Here is a 21,119-nt window from a genome sequence, read left to right on the forward strand (position 1 = left end):
GCGATGGAATAGGTGCGATGGAACGGAGAATAAAAAAACGGCCATCCATAGATGGCCGTTTTTGGTTACGCCTGCGAGCATAGCTTAGTTGACTAACTTACTTGCATAGCAAGCGTACTCGCATCGCTCGTTAGCCGAGATTAGCTGTGCGTCATCTCATTAGCGCGAATGCGGAACAACACTGTGTACACTACTGGCACCACAAACAAGGTCAGAACTGTCGCGAAGCCCAGACCGAACATGATGGTGACTGCCATGGATTTGAAGAACGGATCGAACAGCAGTGGCGCCACCCCCAAAATGGTAGTGATAGCCCCCATGGCGACCGGTCGCACCCGCGAGCGGGATGATTCCAGCACCGCGCGTAGACGCGGTTTGCCTTCGCGGATCTCCAAATCTATCTGATCGACCAACACGATGGCGTTTTTGATCAGCATGCCGGTGAGGCTGAGGAACGCCAGCATGGCCATAAACTCAAACGGCGTTTGCGTCACCACCAAGCCAAAGCTCACCCCCACGACCGCCAATGGCACGATCATCCAGATAATCAGCGGCTGGCGAATCGCGTTAAACAGCGCCACCACAGTAAACACCATCGCTGCAAACGCGATTGGCAGGATTTGCATGATCCCCGCGTTGGCATCGGACGAATCACCAAACTCACCGCCCCAGCTCAGGCTGTAACCCGGTGGCAGTGGGATCGCTTCGACTTTCGCGCGCACGCGGTTAAACACCACCCCAGTGAGCTCGGTGGCCGGATCGCCTTGTACCTTGATGGTCGGGAAGCGATCGACGCGGCGGATAATGGCGTTTTCCCATTGCGGCTCCAGACGCAGCAAATACTGGCTCAGCGGCACGGTCTGCTGACTGCCAGCCGGCAAGACGCGCACGTTATACAGCGCATCGACCTGATCGCGTTCCGCCGCTGGCGGACGCGCGACCACTGGCAGCAGATCACTACCGCGCTGGTATTGGGCAATGGTAGTGCCGTTAAAGTAGTTGCTGGCGGCCAGATCCAAATCGCTGGCGTTAAAGCCGCTTTGACGCGCTTTCGCTTCATTCCAGACCGGTTGGATCACTTTCACCGGCTGACGCCAGTCATCTTTAATCGCCGTCATGCCGCCATCATCGATGTAAATCTGACGGGCTTTGGCAGCCAGTGAACGCAGTACTTTCGGATCTGGACCACTGAATTTCGCTTCAATCTTCGAGCCGCCACCTGGACCGAGCTGGAACTTCCAGACTTTCGGCATTGCATCTGGGTAGTTTTGCTCGATGAAGCTGCGAATTTGCGGCATCAGGGCATCAATCTTGCGCCAGTCATCCACATCCACCAGTAACTGGGCGTAGCTGGTATTCGGCTCTTCCGCGCCATATACCAACATAAAGCGCAGGCCACCGGCACCGACCAGTGTGGTGGTGGCGGTTACATCCGGCAGAGTCTGCACAAACTCGGCAATTTCGCCGACTTCTTTGTTGGTACGCTCGATGTTGGTGCCTTGCGGCAACCAGTAATCCACCACAAATTGCGCGCGCGTTGAGGCCGGGAAGAAGCCCGGCGGCACGTATTTGAGGCCGACTACCGCCAGAACCAGAAGGACTAAACACGCGCCCAGCGTTGGCCAGCGCAGACGGATACAGGCCGCCAGCAGACGCTGATAACCGAGCAAAAACTTGCCGGTACCGGCATTCGGGTTTGGCTTGGTGTTTTTGAACAGCAATACGCAGAACAGTGGCGTTAGGGTAACGGCCAGCAGCCAGCTCATCAGCATGGAGTACAAAATCACCCAGAACAGGCTACCGGCATATTCACCGGTGTTATCCGGCGACAGGCCGATGGCACTGAACGCCATGATGCCGACTACCGTACCACCGAGCAGTGGCCACTGGGTTTGCTTGACGATTTTCAGCGCTGCATCGCGCGGCGATTCGCCTTGCTGGCTGCGGATCAAAATCCCTTCGGTCACCACGATGGCGTTATCCACCAGCATGCCGAGGGCGATAATCAGCGCGCCGAGTGAGATCCTGTGCATGTCGATGCCATCGAACTGCATGATGATCAAGGTCGCCGCCACGGTCAGCAGCAGAACAAAACCAATCAGCAAGCCTGAGCGCATGCCCATGAACAGCAGCAAGGTGACCACCACAATCAGTACCGCGGCAATCAGGTTATCGACGAAATCGCCAATTGAGGCATCTACGGTTTCGCCCTGATGGGAGATAACCTTAAGCTGCATTCCCAGCGGAATGCGTGATTCTAGCTCGGCCAAACGGGCGCTAACCTTTTCACCGAGGGTCACGATGTTACCGCCGGAGATATTGCTGATCCCCAGACCAATCGCCGGCTGACCATCAAAGTACAGCAGGCTGGTGGCTGGCTCGCGATAGCCCAATGACACCTGACCGATATCGCCAAGACGGAAAGTCTGGCCTTTGCCATCACTGAGCAGCAGTTCGTTCAGCGCGCTGACATCCGCAATGGTGTTCATCGGGCCGACGGCCAGTCGCTCAGGACCGACATCAATATTGGCGGTGGCTGTCGGGGTAATGGCATTGCGCAGTTGCTGATAAATCTGCTCCGGTTGCAAGCCAAGGTTAGCCAGCTTACCGGTTGGGATCTCCAGATACACTTGCTCGGGCTGATCGCCCCACAGCGCCACTTTCGCCACCCCCGGCACTAATGCCAGTTCTTTGCGCAGCATATCGGCGGTTTGTTTGAGCTCGCTAAAGCTGTAGCCTTCACCCGTTAAGGCGTAGAACAGGCCGTACACATCCCCGAAGTCATCATCAATCAGGATTGGGCCGGCGCCCGGCGGCAATTGACGTTCCACCGCCTGCATTTTGCGGCGCAGTTTGTCCCAGATTTGCTGCAGGCTCTCTTTGTCGTAGGCTACGCGCGCTTCAAATTGCACGCTGGAGAGCCCGCGATAAGAGTTAGAGCGGATTTCATCCACTTCTGGCAGCTGTTGCAGCGCCTCTTCAATTTTGTCGGTGACTTGGGTGGCGACTTGCTCGGCACTGGCGCCCGGAAATGGCGTCGTGATGGCGGCAACCCGAATGGTAAATTCAGGGTCTTCAAAGCGGCCGAGCTTTTGAAAGCTGGAATAACCAGCCAGCAGCAGCAAGATCACCAAAAAGGCGCTGACGACTTTTTTATCGATAAAGAATCTGACGAGATTCATCCGCGCTCCTTATTGCGTGACCAACGGATGAACCGGCATGCCTGCCTGCACCGCGTGCACGCCAGCAATGATGATTTGTTCACCGGCGCTCAGGCCGCTGATAACTTCTATGTTGTTGCCCTGAATCTGTCCGGTTTTTACCGGCACTTTTTCGGTCAACTGAGTGGTCGGGTTATAACGCCAGACATAGTGCTCACCGTTGTCGCTGTCACTCAGTACGGCGACCGCGGGGATCAACCAATGTGCATTGGCTTGGTCGCTGGCCGGTGGATTACCCGCGCCAACGGTCACCGTCATGCCGGAGAACAGATTCAAATCGGCTGGTGCAGGCATGCGCAGCACCACTTCATAGGTACCGGTCAGCGGATCAGGCTCTTTCGCCACAGAGTGGAAACTTAAGGCAAATTCACGTCCTGGAATGCCTTCGATACGGGCAAACAGCGGCGTATTGCGGTCATGGCGCTCCAGCAAATTACGCTCGGTAACGTGCAAGCGGATCTCAAAATAGCTGACATCCTGCACAATCACGACCGGCTGCTTGGCATTGATATTTTCGTGGTTGTTGACCAGCACGCGGCTCACGATGCCATTAAACGGCGCTGAGATTTGCGTATCGCGCAGCGCTTTACGGGCTTGCTCCAGCGCAGATTTTGCCACCGCTGATTGGGTGCGCAGCTTTTCTAACTCGGCGCGGGAAATGGCTTGCTTGCCATTAAACAGCGTCTGGCCACGCAGATAATCGGCATGGGCGCGCTGATATTCTGCGTCCGCGCTACGCACTTTACTGGCGAAGTCGCGGTTATCCAGTTGCGCCAGTACCTGACCGGCCTTGATGGCTTGCCCTTCCTGAGCAGGTAACTGTACCAGTCGGCCAGCCACTTCAAAGGCTAGCTCCGCCCGTTGTCCCGCTTCCAGACGACCAGGCAGGGTCGCGGTGTTATGGGTTTCGGTGGCGATGGTATACAGCTTCACGGGGCGTGATACCGGCACTTGAGGTGCTTCGGCATCCGGTTTACAGCCCTGCAGTAACAGGGTCAGGGTGATAAGGGGCAAAGCAATGCGCAACTTCATGCAACAACCTTATTAAATGCTCGTCCTGATGATGAGGTGCGCTATTGTCGCAGCAATAATGTAACAAGGTTTTGCGATTCGTGTGATTGATAGTCAGCCGGCGTTCAAGCTCTTAAGTTCAAGAACCGGCACAGCGAATTAAAGAAAGGGATAAAGCGTCATCACCGTGGTTGGTGTGTAGAGCGTGGTTTTGCCGGTAAGTCAGCTTAGCTGTTGCGCCAATCCCAATGTCGCGTCGGCGTTAAAATCTCTGGTAATGGAATATCCCAAATTTGGCGAGGGATGTGTGCCACCTGCTGGCAATCATGCGCCAGCCCGATCGGATAAGGGCGCGCGGCATGCGCCCTATTTAAGGCGTGCGGCTGACTGCTGTGATGGATTGGTGCCAAAGTGCGATCATAAAAGCCGCCGCCCATGCCCAGACGATGGCCGTAGGCATCGAACGCTACCAGCGGCGTGGCGATTAACTCCAGCTGATGCAGCGGACAGACCGCATGCAAATCCAACTCTGGCTCTAAAATGCCAAAGCAGTTAGCGCGCATCGGGCTATCGGGGCGGTAGGCCAAAAACAATAAATGACCGCGACTAAACGGATGTAACACCGGCAGATAGACCTGCTTGCCGCGCTGCCACAGTGCTTCGATCAGCGGTTGGGTATCTAGCTCACCATCGACCGCCAAATACAGCGCAATGTGCTGCGCCTGCTGAAAACGCGGATGCTGCAATGCCCGCTCAGCCAGTGCGTGGGCCGCGGCATGCTGTTGCGGTGCTGACAACCGACGGCGTCGTTCACGTACCGTCCGGCGCAGTTGCTGGCACAGCGCCGCGCTGTGCGGATCCGGTGACAATGCATGCGGCACGTTTGGGGTAACGGAATGGGCGCTCATCAAGGCAGTCCTGCTGGTCAAAAGAAAATAAAGTTAACGAGCCATCATGCGGATGGGAAAGCGATGAGCATGACGGTTTATGCCAGCATAGCAGCTTAAGTCTGCGTGCCAATCGGGAGGTACAAAAATTGTGTCAACGGTATATCAGTGGTGTGGGGGTATCAGAAAATACTGAGAATATGAGCCGGTAGCGCGAGTGTGCGAGTAAAACTAGGGAGTAAAGGATAAAGAGAAGAGTGATACGGAAGAAAAGCGAGAGTCCCCAAGATGCCGCTGCGGGTAGTAGCCCTTGAACCCGCGGTTCAAGGTGAGCCCATCGTTACAACCATTAGGCTTCTCAGCGAACTGAGCATGCTCACAGGCCGCATAGTCGACGGACTCTGGAGATGTTGAATATCGGCTCAGGGGACGAACCCACTGGCGAACATCTCAGGGACAAATTCTTGTTCAACGGCTGGCGTCAATCCCTGACTGGCCTTGTCTACATTAGCTAAATCATATTAGCTAATCAGACGGTGATACCCGACGCGTTGCATATCAGATATCGGCCTTACGTTTGTTATACCAGCTTATTCGCGACAGACAAGCAGATTATTCGAATCTTGTGCCATGACGCGTATGCGTTAACTGTCCCTGTTCTACGAGTGCCTGCTCGATGGTGCTTTGCAGCATCCGAATTCGCTGCTCCATGCTGGCAGCATATTCTTGAGTCTTACGGCGTTCCAGCTCCAGTTCGTTAGCCATATTCAGGGCCACGATCAGAGCCAGTTGCTCGGTATTCGTCACTTTAGAGCGTTGCTTTAGCTCTTGCAAGCGCTTATTCAACTCATCAGCAGAGCGAAATAGCGCATTTTTTTGTTCTTCCGGGCAATTTACGCGAATTACGCGCCCGAGGATCTGAATATCAACCGGTTCTGCTGTGCTCATGCCAAGCTCCTGCCTGGTTTTTACGTTAAAAAGCCTGTACCAGAAGTGTCGATATTTCGTACATGACACCGGGTTGCCCCATGACAAGCGGGCGCCACTATATCGGCGGACCTCATAAGATTCAAGCGCTTTCTGGCGGCAGGCGTGGGCTGGTGATAGCATACCAATATCACTCTTAGCTTTATACCGCAAAAACGGGATCTCAACAGATGAATACGAGCGCGCTTCCAGATTACTCCTCCCTGACCGCTTCTTTGATGGCCGAAGGCATCGCCATCAGCGCGGCAGAATTGCACGGCCTGCTGAGCGGTTTGCTGTGTGGCGGTATTAAAGATGACAGCTGGCAGGTCTGGATGCACGATCTGACCAACGATGGTCAAGCTTATCCGTCTGAACTGGCGAAAGTGGCCCGCACCATGTATCTGCAAATCAAACAAACCCTGAATGAGGAAGAGTTTGGTTTCAGCTTGTTGCTGCCAGAAGATGATGAGTCAGTGTTTGATCGCGTGGATGCGCTGGCCGAATGGGTAAGCCAATTTCTGGTTGGATTGGGCGTGGCGCAGCCGGGCCTGAAAAAAGGGCACGCTGAAGTGGGTGAGATGATTGATGACCTCACCAGCATTTCGCAGCTGGGTTACGATCTGGATGAAGATCAAGAAGAGCTGGAGCAGTCACTGGAAGAAGTGGCCGAATACGTCCGTATGGGCGCGATGCTGTGCTTTAACACCTTTGCTTGTGCGCCATTGGCCGGTGAGAACGCCAAACCAACGCTGCATTGATGATTCACTGCTGAACACGGCGATGCCATGGATTGATGCCATGGCTCTAGGCCACGGAAAAAATAACGCGCAACTACAGAAAAGCAGGTGCAGAACATAAGCGAGCAGGTCATCGCGCATCAGGTTATGTGAGGATAAACACAATGGATATTCAAGAATGGATTAACCGCCGTCAGGCCCTTTTGGCTAAGATGGCACCGAACAGTGCGGCGCTCTTTTTTGCCGCACCGGAGCGGACTCGCAGCCGTGATAGCGACTACCTGTTTCGCCAAAACAGTGATTTTTGGTATTTCTGTCCGTTAAATGAGCCGGAAGCAGCACTGCTGCTGATCAAAGACGCGCATGGTTCTCGTAGTGTGTTGTTCAATCGGGAAAAAGATCCGTTGGCGGAAGTGTGGCATGGCCGCCGTTTAGGCCAAAGTGCCGCACCCGCCGCGCTGGCGGTGGATCAGGCGTTTGCCTATCCCGCGCTGGCACAAGAGCTGCCAGCTTTGCTCAGTGGTTTGGACGTGTTGTATCACGCTGAAGGCGAGTATGACTACGCCGACCAAGCGGTGGCGCAAGTGTTAACTACGCTGCGTAACGGTTTTCGCCAAGGGCTGCGTGCCATCAATACCCAGATGGATTGGCGTCCGCTGGTGCACGAGATGCGCCTGTTCAAATCGTCGGCGGAAATTGCCCTGATGCGCACCGCGGCGGAGATTTCGGCGAAAGCCCATTGCCGCGCGATGGAAAAAGCGCGCGCAGGCTTGTTCGAATACCATCTGGAAGGGGAAATTCAGCACGAGTTTTCCCGTCATGGTGCCCGCTTTGCTGCCTATAACAGCATCGTCGGTAGTGGTGATAACGCCTGTATTTTGCATTACACCGAAAACGAGAGCGAGCTGCGCGATGGTGATTTGGTGCTGATCGATGCGGGCGCCGAATACCAAGGTTATGCCGGTGATATCAGCCGGACTTTCCCTGTGAGCGGTAAGTTTAGCGCTGCCCAGCGCGCGCTGTATGACATCGTATTGCGCGCCGAGTTGGCCGCGATTGAGGTGTTGGTGCCAGGGCATAGCATCAAGCAAGCCAACGATCTGGTGCTGCGCATTATGGTCGAAGGGCTGGTGGCGCTGGGCATTTTGCACGGTGAAACCGAGCAGCTGATCGCAGAGAAAGCCTACTTACCATTTTATATGCACGGTCTGGGCCATTGGTTAGGCTTGGATGTGCATGATGTGGGCGATTACAGCACTCCTGCCCGCGAGCGTATTTTGCAGCCCGGCATGGTGCTGACGGTCGAGCCGGGGCTGTATATTGCGCCGGATGCGGATGTCCCCGAAGCCTATCGCGGGATCGGTATTCGTATCGAAGATAACCTGCTGATGGTGGAAGGGGGCAATCAGGTGCTGACCGCTGGCGCGCCGAAAGACCCCGATGCCATTGAAGCGCTGATGGCTGCGGCACGCCACAGCGTTAGTGCGCATTAATTATTCGTGTACATGAGCAGAGTTGCTTATTCCGTTAAGTGAGTACAAGTGAAGGAGAAGTAGGATGCAGCCTTCCGTGATCATTGCCGGCGGTGGCATGGCCGGTACTCTGCTGGCCTTGGCGCTTGATACCTTGAGTCAAGGTCGAGTGCGTATCGATGTCATTGAGGCGCAGTTACCGCAAGCGATGAGCGGTAGCGGCTTTGATGCGCGTTGCATCGCGTTGGCGCATGGCAGTTGTCAGCAGCTCGATCAATTGGGGCTGTGGGCGCCATTAGCCACCCATGCGGCACCGATTCGGCGCATCCATGTCTCCGATCGCGGTCACGCTGGGCGTGTGCAGCTGGACGCCGCGGATTATGCCTTGCCAGCACTCGGTCAGGTGGTAGAGCTGCGCCGCGCCGGTGAGGCGTTACTGCAGCTGCTTGCTAAACGCCCATCGATTCACTGGCATTGTCCGGCCTGTGTGCGTGACGTGCAGCGAGAAACTGAGCAGGTTACGGTCACCTTAGACAATGGTCAGGCGTTGCAGGCTCAGTTGCTGGTGGCGGCGGACGGTACGCACTCTCAGGTGTTGGCGCAGTGCGGCATTCGCCCTACCGCGCAGCCGTATGAACAGGTTGCCGTTATTGCCAATGTGCGTAGTACCGTGGCGCATCAGGGGCAAGCTTTTGAACGCTTTACCGCGCACGGCCCGCTCGCGCTGTTGCCGCTAGCGACCGGTGATGGTGCGCCGGCCGACAATCTTTGCTCACTGGTGTGGTGCCATCCGAGCGCGCAGCGTGAATCCGTGTTGGCGTGGGATGACGCCACCTTTTTGCAGCAGTTACAACAGGCGTTTGGTTGGCGCTTGGGGCGCTTTACCGCGGTCGGTGAGCGGCATGCTTATCCGCTGGCGTTATATCAGCATCCTCAACATGTGCATCACCGTTTAGCGCTGGTAGGTAATGCGGCGCAGACACTGCATCCGATTGCCGGCCAAGGCTTTAACTTAGGTTTGCGCGATGTGATGGCACTGGCGCAGACCTTGGCCTATGCGTTGCCAACTAATGCGGAAAACTCCGCGGTCGATATTGGTGATTATCAGGTGCTACGCCACTACCAACGCCGCCGCCGCGATGACCAGCAAACCACCATTGATACTACTGACGGACTGGTGCGGCTGTTTGCCAACAGCTACGCACCGTTAGTGGCAGGACGCAATACCGGTCTGCTCTTAATGCAGGCCCTGACCCCGTGGCGTGACCAACTCGCGCGCCGAATGCTGGGGGAGAGTGAATCAACAAAAGGAGTGCCGTGTGCAGGCTTATGATGTGGTGATTATTGGCGGCGGAATGGTCGGATTGACCGTCGCTGCGGCCCTGCATGACAGCGGATTACGTCTGGCGGTGCTGGAAGGTCAGCTGCCGCCGAGCACGCTGCCTGCGCAACCGGATGTGCGCGTATCGGCCATCAATTTGGCCAGTCAGAATATTTTGCAGCGTTTAGGTGTGTGGTCGGCCATCATGGCGCGTCGCAGTACGCCCTATGCCAAGATGGAAGTGTGGGAGCAAGACAGCTTTGGTCGCATCGCGTTTGCCGCGAACGAAATCAATGCGCCGCACTTAGGCCATATCATTGAAAATAGCGTGATCCAGCAAGCGCTGTGGGAGCATGTCAGCCGTTTAGAGGGCGTGACACTGCTGGCACCAGCGCAGCTGAAACAAGCGGCATTCGGGGAAAATGAAGCCTTCCTCACCTTGGATGATGGTCAGATGCTGACCACCCGTCTGCTGGTTGGCGCTGATGGCGCGCATTCGTGGCTGCGTCAGCAAGCCGATATTCCTCTGACGTTTTGGGATTATGGCCATAGCGCGCTGGTGGCCAATATTCGCGTCGCGGAAGGGCATGAGAATTGCGCGCGGCAAATTTTCCGTCCGCAAGGGCCACTGGCCTTTTTACCCTTGAGTGACCCTAATCTGTGTTCGATTGTGTGGTCATTACCACCGCAAGAGGCGGCTCAGTTACAAGCACTGCCTACCGAACAGTTCAATGCTCAGCTAAGCGCGGCATTTGATTTGCGTTTGGGGCTGTGTGAGCTGGTCTCTGAGCGTCAGGTGATCCCGCTGACCGCCCGTTACGCGCGCAGTTTTGCCGCGCACCGTGTGGCGTTGGTGGGGGATGCCGCGCACACCATTCACCCACTGGCGGGTTTAGGCGTGAATCTCGGCTTACAAGATGCCGCGGCGCTAGCGCAGGAGATTGTGCGTTTGCATCAAAGTGGGCGCGATATCGGCTTGCATGCGCATTTGCGCCGTTATGAACGCTGGCGTAAAAGCGAAGCGGCCTTGATGTTGGCGGCTATGCAGGGTTTTCGCGATCTGTTTGCTGGCGATAACCCAGCGAAAAAACTGCTGCGCGATGTGGGTTTAGTGCTGGCCGGCCAATTACCGGGCGTTAAACCACAGCTGATCCGTCATGCCTGTGGCCTGAGTGGTGAGTTACCGCAACTGGCGCGTCCTTAACGGCTATAGCGTTAAGGGCCATCACTGTACCTTATTGAATTTAAAAAGATTGAACCGGCGTTACTGTCTTCGCAGTAGCGCCGGTTTTATTTTGGTCTTCTGTCTTCTGTCTTCTGTCTTCTGTCTTCTGTCTTCTGTCTTCTGTCTTTGCGCTTATCGCTTTGTCTTATCTCTTGATCCTCACTCTGTGGTTATTTCCATTTGGAGGTAGGGAAAAGGCGCACTGCAATTTTGCATTTGATCCGGCTCACTGCCTGTTATTTATCCGATAGGGTTCTCGGACAAGCCGGTATATAGTTTGTTAACGTTTTAATATCAATACGAAGATGTGTTTGTAACATAATGCAGTGATACTGGCCGTGACTGGGTGTCTATAGCGAGAGGTGGCAAGGCCACCTTTCAGCGGTTAAACGGCATGATAACAACACCGCACCACAGAAGAAGGATGGCTATCATGGCAAAGCATACGCCTCTTTATCGGCAGCACTTGGCCGCCGGTGGACGCATGGTTGACTTCCACGGTTGGGAGCTGCCGCTGCACTACGGTTCGCAGTTGGAAGAACATCATCAGGTTCGCCGCAGTGTAGGGGTGTTTGATGTGTCACACATGACCATTATTGACCTGCATGGCGAACATTGCCGCCCATTTTTACGCATCTTGCTGGCCAATGATGTCGCGCGGCTAACTACGCCGGGTAAAGCGCTATACAGCGCGATGCTCAATGAGCAAGGCGGGGTGCTCGATGATCTGATTGTCTATTTCCTGCGCGAAGATTATTTCCGTTTGGTGGTGAATGCCGCGACGCGCGACAAAGATTTGGCGTGGATCCGCGCCCATGCGCGCAATTACCAAGTGGATGTGCGTCTACGCGATGATTTGGCGTTGCTGGCCCTACAAGGCCCGCAGGCACAGACAAAGTTACAGCCCCTGTTACAGCCCCTGTTACCGCCTGAACAGCGCAGTGCCTTTGTAAACCTGAAACCTTTCTTTGCGTTGCCGATGGGCGAATGGTTGGTGGCGGCGACCGGTTATACCGGTGAAGCCGGCTATGAAATTATGCTGCCAGCCGAGCAAGCACCAGCACTGTGGCAAGCGCTTTGTGAACAAGGCGTTGCCCCGTGTGGCTTAGGCGCGCGCGATACGCTGCGCTTAGAAGCGGGGCTGAATCTTTATGGGCAGGATATGGATGAGAGCGTAACCCCGCTGGCCGCCAATATGGGTTGGACGATCAGCTGGCAACCGGAAGATCGCCACTTTATTGGCCGCCATGCCTTAGAGCAGGTGCGTGAACAAGGATCGCACAAATTGGTGGGGCTCACTTTGCAGGGAAAAGGGGTGCTGCGCCACGGTCAGACGGTACATTTTATCAATGCCTTGGGCGCCGAAGAGCAAGGCGTGATCACCAGTGGTAGTTTTTCGCCTACATTAGGTTATAGCATCGCGCTGGCTCGCGTGCCGGCCGATATTCCGCCGCAGGCTAGCGTGCTGATCCGTAACCGCGCGTTGCCGGTCACGGTCAGCGCACCAGGTTGGGTGCGCCATGGCAAAGCAATAGTCCGCTGAGCCTTAAATATGAGTCTTAAAATATACGTCTCTAACCGATACGAAAGGATTTTGTTATGAGCCATATTCCCTCTGAATTACGGTATACCGACACCCACGAATGGGTGCGTGAAGACGGCAACGGATGCTATACCGTGGGTATCACCGATCATGCGCAGGCCCTGTTAGGTGACATGGTGTTTATTGACTTACCGGATCCCGATTCCAGCGTGGCTGCCGGAGATGATTGTGCGGTGGCGGAGTCGGTTAAAGCGGCATCGGATATTTATGCTCCGCTGGCAGGGGAAGTGATTGCCGTCAACGAGGATCTGGCCGATCAGCCTGAGTTGGTCAATAGCGATCCGTATGGCGATGGCTGGTTGTTCCAATTACGCATTGACGATCCGCGTGAGCTCGATGATTTGTTGAGCGCCGAGGAGTACGCCCAGTTGATCGCTGCCGAAGATGATGACAGCGGCGAAGACGAAGAGTAATTCGCGCCATTGATGGCGATATGCCCGAGCAACCGGTGCCGGCGATACGTTAGTCGCCGATTGTATTATTGTGCGATGGTATCGTCAGCATCGCGTTGCTCGGCAGTTTAGGTATGGCGGCCTTCGCCTGCGCGATGGCTGTTTTCTCGTGCGCTTTGCCGAAAGTCGGTCTGGACGAGGCCGCTTCGGCTGATTCAGGACTGCCACTTATGACCACTTCCTCGCAGCCGACCCCGTTGGCGCCGGCGTTATTTGCCCCCGATGCATTTATTGCCCGTCACATCGGCCCAGATGAGCAGGCGCAGCAGCAGATGCTACATAGCCTCGGTGTCGCCAGCTTATCAGAACTGATCACTCAGACCGTACCAGCGGATATTTTGCTCTCGCGACCTCCAGTGTCGCTACCGGCTGCGGATGAGCCGCAGGCTTTGCAAGAACTCAAACGCATCGCCGCGCAAAACCAGATTTTTCGCAGCTTTATCGGCATGGGCTATAGCAACACAGTCACGCCGCCGGTGATTTTGCGTAATGTGCTGGAAAACCCCGCATGGTACACCGCGTATACCCCGTATCAGCCGGAAGTCGCGCAGGGGCGTTTAGAAGCTTTGTTGAATTTCCAGCAGCTGACCCTCGATCTCACCGGTTTGGATGTCGCCTCGGCCTCATTATTGGATGAAGCCACAGCGGCGGCGGAAGCAATGGCGATGAGCGCGCGTGTTTGTAAGCGTAAAGGCGCGCAGCAATTTTGGGTGCTGGACGATATTCACCCGCAAACATTGGGCGTGCTGCAAACTCGTGCCGAGGGGTTAGGAATCAGCTTACAGCGTGGCTCGTTGGATGCGCTGATGGCGCTAGAGCGCGGCGAGCGTGCGATGCTGTGTGGCGTCTTGGTGCAATATCCGGCTAGCAGTGGCGATATTCCAGATCTGGCCGCATTGTCGGCTTTCTTGCAGCCGGAGCAGATCTTACTGAGTGTGGCCGCCGATCCGTTGGCGCTGGTGTTACAAGAAGCGCCCGGGCGGCTGGGCGCTGATATTGTGTTTGGCTCGGCGCAACGTTTTGGGGTGCCGATGGGATACGGTGGGCCACATGCGGCCTTTTTTGCCACCCGTGATGCGTATAAGCGTGCCATGCCGGGGCGCTTGATTGGTGTGTCTCGTGATGCCGCTGGTCAGCCTGCGCTGCGTATGGCGATGCAAACACGCGAGCAACATATCCGGCGCGAAAAGGCCAATTCCAATATCTGTACGTCACAGGTGTTACTGGCCAACATGGCCGGTTTCTACGCCGTGTATCACGGCGCTAAGGGGCTTAGCCGTATTGCGCAGCGGGTACACCGGTTGACCGGCATGCTCGCGCAAGCCTTGACGGATATCGGGATCGCGCCGCTTCATTCGCGCTGGTTTGATACCTTAACCTTTGCCCTGAGTGATACCGCCGCGGTTCGCGAACGTGCGTTGGCGCGGCGCATCAATTTGCGCCTCGATCGTGCTGGCCACGTAGGGAGCACGCTAGATGAAACCACAACGCTGGCGGATTTAACCGATCTGTATCAGATCGTCAGCGGTCGTGAGCAAGAGGTGCCAGAGTGGGCGGTGCTCGACGGGCTGGTGGCTGCGCAATCACGTTTGGGCGCGGTGCGTAGTGCGCCAATATTGACGCATCCGGTGTTTAATCGTTACCACAGCGAAACCGAAATGCTGCGTTACTTGCAGCGTTTGGCGCGCCGCGATTTGGCGCTCGATCGCGCCATGATCCCACTGGGCTCTTGCACCATGAAGCTCAATGCCACCGCCGAGATGCTGCCAATCACGTGGCCAGAGTTTGCGGCGTTGCATCCATTTTGTCCGCCAGAGCAGGCCAAAGGTTATCAGATTTTACTGCGTCAACTGGCCGACTGGCTGGCCGCGTTAACCGGTTATGATGCGGTGAGCTTACAGCCGAACTCCGGCGCGCAAGGAGAATATGCCGGTTTAGTGGCCATTCGTCAGTATCACTGTGCGCAAGGGCAAGCGGCGCGCAATATCTGCCTGATCCCCGCGTCGGCGCATGGTACCAATCCGGCTTCGGCACAGCTAGCGGGCATGCAGGTGGTGGTGGTGGCCTGCGATCGGCAGGGTAATATCGATTTGGCCGATTTACGCACCAAAGCCGAGCAAGCCGGTGAAGCGCTCTCTTGCATCATGGTCACTTATCCTTCAACCCATGGCGTGTATGAAGAAACCATTCGCGAGGCGTGCCAGATTGTGCATAGCCTTGGCGGACAGGTATACCTTGATGGCGCCAACATGAATGCGCAGGTTGGGCTGACCAGCCCGGGTTATATTGGCGCGGATGTTTCGCACCTTAATTTGCATAAAACCTTCTGTATTCCACACGGCGGTGGCGGACCGGGTATGGGGCCAATCGGTGTCAAAGCCCATTTAGCACCGTTCTTACCGGGCCATGCCTGCCTGCAGCTGCCGGGCTTGTGTGGCAATGGCCCTGCGGTATCGGCGGCGCCGTTTGGCTCGGCCTCGATTTTGCCGATCAGTTGGATGTACATCCGGATGATGGGTAGCCAAGGGCTGCGTCACGCTACCGAAGTGGCCATCTTGAATGCCAACTATCTGGCTAGCCGTTTGTCGGCGGCCTATCCGGTGCTCTATAGCGGCCGACAAGGGCGGGTGGCGCATGAGTGCATTTTGGATTTGCGTCCGCTGAAAGAGCGTTCCGGGATCAGCGAGATGGATGTGGCCAAGCGTTTGATTGATTACGGATTTCACGCACCAACGATGTCCTTCCCGGTTGCGGGAACCTTGATGATTGAGCCGACGGAGTCGGAAAGTTTGGCGGAGCTGGATCGGTTTGCCGATGCTTTGCTGGCGATCCGCAACGAGATAGCTCAGGTTGAGCAGGGCGTGTGGCCGCGTGATAATAATCCGTTGGTCAATGCCCCGCACACTCAAGCTGAGCTGTGCGCCGATGAGTGGTCTTATCCGTATTCGCGTGAGGTTGCCGCATTTCCCGTTGCGGGTTTACGCAGTGATAAATACTGGCCAACAGTGAAGCGCTTAGATGATGTGTTTGGTGACCGTAACCTGTTCTGTGCCTGTATTCCAACTGCCGAATATGGTGCATTGTCAGCGGAGTAATTTCGCAGAGTCATTTAGCGTAGTACTTTGCCGTAGTACTTCGTGCCGCTCTTTGCGTAATCACGCTAAGTCGTAGCGCCCACGCTCTTGCTATAACGCCGACATGCTGTCGGCGTTTTTCTTTTCTCTGGTGCTTTTTGGCTCCGTGATTTTTGCGCCAATATTCGTTCTTACTGTGGGCTTAGCTATGAGTTTTAATCGCTTGGCGCATATTTTGGTGTCCGGACGCCATTTTATGACGTATTGCGCAGTGTAAACTCGATTTTAACCAGTGGAAAATCGCTAGCATGCGCGATAAACACTCATTTTATCTTCCTTGATGACAAGCACGCGATACGCGTGAAACAGCCGATTTTGCCAGCACAATGCACCGTGATACCGGCCATTAACCGGTCTGACTGTTACATAATTGTTTGAAAGCGTGCTATGCTTTCTAATTCGTCTGATAAATAGAGATATTCATCACGCGGCATTCGTAAAAAGATAGTCGGCATAAACCGGCTCATTTAGAGTTATTCACTGTTGTTAGCCTATCTTTAATTTGTACTTGAATCTGAATCATATCGAGGGATTGTTATGCTGGAGCTGTTAATCGGCATTCTTGTGGCCGCCGGCGTGGGGCGGTATATCTTCAAAGGTTATTCAGCCACCGGTGTACTGATGACCGGTGGCCTGTTGCTGCTGATTATTGCCGCCTTGTTGGGGCATTCGGTGCTGCCAAAAGGGGTGGAATCCACCGGTAATATGGCGACCGATGTGGTGGAGTATGTGAAATATCTGCTGATGAATCGCGGTGGCGATCTTGGCATGATGATCATGATGCTGTGCGGTTTTGCTACCTACATGACCCATATCGGGGCGAATGACATGGTGGTGAAGCTGACCTCTAAGCCACTGCAGAAGATCAAATCCCCGTATGTACTGATGGTAGCGGCCTATTTTGTGGCTTGTCTGATGTCACTGGCGGTGTCATCGGCAACCGGCTTGGGCGTGTTGTTGATGGCTACCTTGTTCCCATTAATGGTCAACGTGGGGATCAGCCGTGGCGCGGCGGCGGCAATCTGTGCCTCCCCAGCAGCGATTATTTTGTCTCCAACTTCCGGTGATGTGGTGGTAGCAGCCAACGCCGCTGGTTTGGATCTGATTGATTTTGCGTTTAAAACCACGCTGCCAATCTCCATCGTGGCGATTTTGTGTATGGCAGTGGCGCACTTTTTCTGGCAGCGCTATCTGGATAACAAAGAAGGCGTCAGCCATGAGCGTCTGGATGTGAGCGAAATCCAAGTTAATGCCCCATCGTTCTACGCGATTTTGCCTTTTACGCCGATTATCGGGGTACTGATTTTTAACGGTGATCTGGGCCCGAAATTGCACATCATCACTATTTTGGTCATCTGTATGATCATGACTGCGCTGATTGAATTTATTCGTAAGTTCAGCGCGCAAGAGGTGTTCAAAGGTCTGGAAGTGGCATACCGCGGCATGGCCGATGCGTTTGCTAGCGTGGTGATGTTGTTGGTGGCAGCAGGGGTATTTGCGCAAGGCCTGACTACCGTGGGCTTTATCAACAACCTGCTCGGCTTGGCACAATCGTTCGGTAACGGCGGTTTTGTGATGATGATGGTGTTGGTGATTATTACCACACTGGCTGCTTTCACTACCGGTTCAGGTAACGCGCCTTTCTATGCGTTTGTGGAGCTGATCCCTAAACTGGCGGCGCAGATGGGGATTAACCCGGCCTTCCTGATTATCCCGATGCTGCAGGCGTCCAACTTGGGTCGTACCATTTCTCCAGTTTCTGGGGTTATTGTGGCGACATCCGGTATGGCGAAACTGTCACCGTTTGAAGTGGTGAAGCGTACTTCAGTGCCCGTACTGGTTGGCCTGATTGTGGTTATTATCGCAACCGAGATTATGGTGCCGGTATAAGCCTGTCTCTTAGATATAGAGATCTTAGGTATAAGATAACCATGTAATGGTAATGCCCTGCTGTCTGCCGTGATAGCAGGGCATCTTTTTGCGGGATAACCGAGTGTTGCTGCTATTCCGATGGCGGTAAGACGCGCGTGGTGATTGTTACTTTGCGTCTGTTTAGGCCAGATTTGGTTGTGGTTTTTTCTGATATTGCGCCATCAGGCTGCGTAAAATCAGCTGCAAACGCCCCAGCATCAACTGAATTTCATGCCCACTCAAGGTCAGCGCAGGCATAAAGCGCAACAGGTTCGGACGCGGTGCGTTTAGCAGCAACTGCTGCAAGCGGGCTTCCGCAACCGCCTCTTCGGCTATCGGGTATTTCACATCCAGCGCCAGCAATAAACCGTGACCACGCACTTCGCCCATTCCCAGTTCGGCACTTAACGCTTCCAGACCCGCGCGTAGCTGCGCACTGCTGTCGCGCACCTGTTGTAAAAAGTCGCGCTGTGCCACCGTGTTCACTACGGCTAGCCCACCGGCACACATCAGCGGATTACCGCAATAGGTACCACCTTGATCGCCGGGCTCAAAGCAAGCGACCTCCGCACGCGCCAAATGCGCGGCCAGCGGGATCCCGCCGCCTAACCCTTTACCCAGCGTAACCATATCCGGCACGATATCGTAATGCTCAAAAGCAAATAGGGTGCCGGTACGGCCAATGCCGGTTTGCACCTCATCGACAATCAGCAATAAACCAAGCTCGTCACAGAGTGCGCGTAGCCCTTGCATAAAGCTTTTCTGGGCTGGGATAACGCCCGCTTCACCTTGGATTGGCTCCAGCATTACCGCAATAGTTTGGTCTGTGACCGCTTGGCGCACGGCCTCTAAATCGTTATACGGCACTTTGATAAAACCGGGCACTTTTGGCTCGAACAGCGCCGCAAATTGAGGCTTACCGGTGGCGGACATGGTGGCCAATGTTCGTCCGTGAAAGCTGTTGTCAAAGGTGATGATTTGATAAGCGCCATTTTTATATTTTTGCCCGTAGCGGCGAGCCAGCTTGATGGCACTCTCATTGGCTTCGGCGCCTGAGTTGGTAAAAAACACCTGATCCAGTCCTGACAGGGTCGCTAAGCGTGTGGCTAATTGCGCCATGGGTTGGTTAAAAAAGGCTGGGCTTGGATTGATCAGGGTTTGTGCTTGCTGGGTTAGCGCTTGGACCAGCTCATCAGGGCAATGGCCCAGACAGTTCACGGCCCAGCCTTGGACAAAATCCAAATACGCAGTGCCATCGCTGCTGTACAGCCAGTGTCCCTTACCATGGGTGAAATAGAGCTCCGGCCGGTGGGTTATGGTCATCAACGCGTCCGTGTTCAGTGTGGTCATCTCTGCTCCCTGCATTTGCTTTGTGCGGTCTGATTTTGGCAATGTAGTGAATAAAAACTGAATGTTCAATCGTTTTTTGTGACTAAAAATTCCAGCATCACCACAATGGAAAGTTGCACTAGCGTGAACAGGTGCGACAGGAGTTTGTGATCTTTTTCTATCTTTGGATGGCTTTATCTGTTGTACAAATCTTAAACGTTAACAACTCGTATATTAACGGTTAGAATCCGCCCAGCCAAAGAGTCGCACCACGCCGGTGCCTCTTTGCCCGTGAAGATCTGTCAGCCAAGGAGTGAGCGCATTGTGAGTATGTTACCGCATCACCTTCAGCAGCAACTGCTCTACCACCGCTGGGCATACCGTATTTTGCAGCGTCAGTTACGTGGGTTACCCACCGCGTTGCTCGTACAAGACAGTGGCCTGTCATTTGGCTCAATTCTCAATACACTCAATCATTTGTTGGTTTCTGAACGTCAGCAATTAGCTCGAGTGCTGCACCAGCCGGTACCGGATTTGGCGCCGGATACCATTGTCACTATCGATACTGCGGCCTTGTTTGAGCAACTGGAGCAGACCTGCGACCAGTGGCTGGCGATCACCACTCAGCTGGCGGAATTAGCACCAAGCCAGCGCCATGACGCCGATATTCAAATCTGTGAAGTCATTTTGCATGCGGTGCACCATCGCGGCCAAATCTCAGCGGTGATGACCAACCAAGGTTACCCCGCGCCGGGAATTGATTTTGCTGCCTTTCGACGCGCACAAGTCGCGCTGGCGGCAGCACAGCACGCTGAAGCCATCACTGACCACGTCTAATTCTGTGATAGCGAGGTTTGCGCGGCGCGCCTTTGTGGATGCAGTCATCGTCTGATGGCTGCGCCTACGTCACGGATTTGCTGCATTTCATTCACGTCATTTTGCTTATCTACTTTTCTTATTGGTTTGCTTACGGGGGGTTTCTCGCTACTGCCATGCTGAATGGCGAGGCCGTGCAGTTTTTGTATTTTCAGCTTACACGTGTACGCCGAGAAAGGTATACTGTCATCATCGCAGACGTGCTGAGCGCGTCATGCAGCATGATGGATGGCCATCAGGTCAGGTATTGTTGAGTGTCGGAGTCACTGTATGTCATCGGTTAGTTCATCTACGGCGTATTCTGTTCACGAAGAATGGGTGAACAGTATCACTCACGGGTTAGGGGTTATTTTTGGGATTGTGGCGTTGGTATTGCTGGTGATGCAGGGCGCCGTAGAGCATCAGGGGACCCGAGCGCTAGCCAGTTATGCGGTATACGGTAGCAGTATGATAGTGCTGTTTCTGGCCTCGACCCTCTACCATGCTATTTTGATCCCCAAAGCGCGGCGTTGGCTGAAAACCTTTGATCACTGTGCCATTTATCTGTTGATTGCCGGTACCTACACTCCCTTTTTGCTGGTGGCGCTAGATACCCCGTTAGCGACAGGTTTGATGGTGGTGATTTGGGCGCTCGCGGCAGTGGGCATCGTGTTTAAGTTGTTTTTCGTGCACCGCTTTCAGATTCTGTCGGTCAGCACCTATTTGCTGATGGGCTGGTTATCTCTGGTAGTTATTTATCAACTGGCCATCTCGTTACCGCTCGGCGGCTTAGTTCTTTTGGCGGCGGGTGGCGCACTATACAGTTTGGGCGTGATCTTCTATCTGGCCAAACGCCTGCCGTTTAGTCATGCCATTTGGCATTTGTTTGTCCTCGGCGGCGCTGTGTGTCACTTCCTCGCGATATACTTTTATATTGCAAAATAACCTGACTAACGTTGCTGATTTCGCTGTTATTTGCGTAGCCTAAAACC

General features: G+C 54.6%; 15 protein-coding genes and 1 other RNA gene. 10 read left to right on the forward strand and 6 right to left on the reverse strand.

The annotated features are described in order from the left end of the window. Positions 1-140 precede the first annotated feature (140 nt). The 5 genes from L975_RS13130 to zapA all read right to left on the reverse strand — a co-directional run bounded on the left by L975_RS13130 (position 141) and on the right by zapA (position 6,067). Positions 141-3,182 (reverse strand): efflux RND transporter permease subunit, encoded by a 3,042-nt coding sequence (locus tag L975_RS13130; protein WP_010864400.1) that lies wholly within the window; start codon positions 3,180-3,182, stop codon positions 141-143. Between the two features lie 9 nt (positions 3,183-3,191). Further along, the gene (locus tag L975_RS13135) at positions 3,192-4,253 is read right to left on the reverse strand and encodes an efflux RND transporter periplasmic adaptor subunit (RefSeq protein ID WP_047708987.1); all 1,062 of its coding nucleotides are present in this window, start codon (positions 4,251-4,253) and stop codon (positions 3,192-3,194) included. A 206-nt stretch (positions 4,254-4,459) separates the two neighbouring features. Beyond that, complete coding sequence (locus L975_RS13140; RefSeq protein ID WP_081995694.1) at positions 4,460-5,140, reverse strand: 5-formyltetrahydrofolate cyclo-ligase; 681 nt, start codon at positions 5,138-5,140, stop codon at positions 4,460-4,462. A gap of 255 nt (positions 5,141-5,395) precedes the next feature. Further along, a non-coding RNA gene (gene ssrS / locus L975_RS17710) (6S RNA) lies at positions 5,396-5,579 on the reverse strand. Positions 5,580-5,731: 152 nt separating this feature from the next. Then, on the reverse strand, positions 5,732-6,067 hold the full coding sequence (zapA, locus tag L975_RS13145; protein ID WP_010864397.1) for a cell division protein ZapA: 336 nt from the start codon (positions 6,065-6,067) through the stop codon (positions 5,732-5,734). 209 nt (positions 6,068-6,276) lie between these two features. Here zapA and L975_RS13150 point away from each other — a divergent pair, with 209 nt between their 5' ends. From L975_RS13150 to dcuC, 8 genes are all read left to right on the forward strand, one after another. Then, entirely contained in the window at positions 6,277-6,846 is a 570-nt protein-coding gene (locus L975_RS13150) for a UPF0149 family protein (protein ID WP_039045179.1), read from the forward strand. A gap of 143 nt (positions 6,847-6,989) precedes the next feature. Next, positions 6,990-8,318 carry a Xaa-Pro aminopeptidase gene (gene pepP / locus L975_RS13155; RefSeq protein WP_047708988.1) on the forward strand — a complete coding sequence of 443 codons (1,329 nt, stop codon included), beginning with the start codon at positions 6,990-6,992 and terminating at the stop codon, positions 8,316-8,318. Positions 8,319-8,382: 64 nt separating this feature from the next. Next, on the forward strand, positions 8,383-9,630 hold the full coding sequence (gene ubiH, locus L975_RS13160) for a 2-octaprenyl-6-methoxyphenyl hydroxylase (RefSeq protein ID WP_047708989.1): 1,248 nt from the start codon (positions 8,383-8,385) through the stop codon (positions 9,628-9,630). Further along, positions 9,617-10,822 carry an FAD-dependent 2-octaprenylphenol hydroxylase gene (gene ubiI / locus L975_RS13165; RefSeq protein ID WP_047708990.1) on the forward strand — a complete coding sequence of 402 codons (1,206 nt, stop codon included), beginning with the start codon at positions 9,617-9,619 and terminating at the stop codon, positions 10,820-10,822. Before ubiH ends, ubiI begins: the two co-directional genes overlap by 14 nt. Before the next feature lie 454 nt (positions 10,823-11,276). Further along, positions 11,277-12,386: a glycine cleavage system aminomethyltransferase GcvT gene (gene gcvT / locus L975_RS13170; protein ID WP_047708991.1), complete on the forward strand. Its 1,110-nt coding sequence runs from the start codon at positions 11,277-11,279 to the stop codon at positions 12,384-12,386. A gap of 56 nt (positions 12,387-12,442) precedes the next feature. Next, the gene (gene gcvH / locus L975_RS13175; RefSeq protein WP_047708992.1) at positions 12,443-12,859 is read left to right on the forward strand and encodes a glycine cleavage system protein GcvH; all 417 of its coding nucleotides are present in this window, start codon (positions 12,443-12,445) and stop codon (positions 12,857-12,859) included. A gap of 209 nt (positions 12,860-13,068) precedes the next feature. Next, positions 13,069-15,993, forward strand: coding sequence for an aminomethyl-transferring glycine dehydrogenase (gcvP, locus tag L975_RS13180; RefSeq protein ID WP_052181474.1), 2,925 nt, complete (start codon positions 13,069-13,071; stop codon positions 15,991-15,993). 576 nt (positions 15,994-16,569) lie between these two features. Beyond that, positions 16,570-17,922 carry an anaerobic C4-dicarboxylate transporter DcuC gene (gene dcuC, locus L975_RS13185; protein WP_010864389.1) on the forward strand — a complete coding sequence of 451 codons (1,353 nt, stop codon included), beginning with the start codon at positions 16,570-16,572 and terminating at the stop codon, positions 17,920-17,922. Between the two features lie 162 nt (positions 17,923-18,084). On the opposite strand, the gene L975_RS13190 is transcribed toward dcuC, so the two are convergent. Continuing rightward, a complete protein-coding gene (locus L975_RS13190; RefSeq protein WP_047708993.1) occupies positions 18,085-19,293 on the reverse strand; it encodes an acetylornithine transaminase in 1,209 nt (402 codons plus the stop codon). A 309-nt stretch (positions 19,294-19,602) separates the two neighbouring features. On the opposite strand from L975_RS13190, the gene L975_RS13195 reads away from it, so the two are divergent. Beyond that, on the forward strand, positions 19,603-20,109 hold the full coding sequence (locus L975_RS13195; RefSeq protein ID WP_047708994.1) for a DinB family protein: 507 nt from the start codon (positions 19,603-19,605) through the stop codon (positions 20,107-20,109). A 309-nt stretch (positions 20,110-20,418) separates the two neighbouring features. Further along, a complete protein-coding gene (locus L975_RS13200) occupies positions 20,419-21,072 on the forward strand; it encodes a hemolysin III family protein (protein ID WP_047708995.1) in 654 nt (217 codons plus the stop codon). The last annotated feature ends 47 nt before the right edge of the window (positions 21,073-21,119 follow it).

Source organism: Plesiomonas sp. ZOR0011 (assembly GCF_000800945.1).
GTDB lineage: Bacteria > Pseudomonadota > Gammaproteobacteria > Enterobacterales > CAMTGL01 > Plesiomonas > Plesiomonas shigelloides.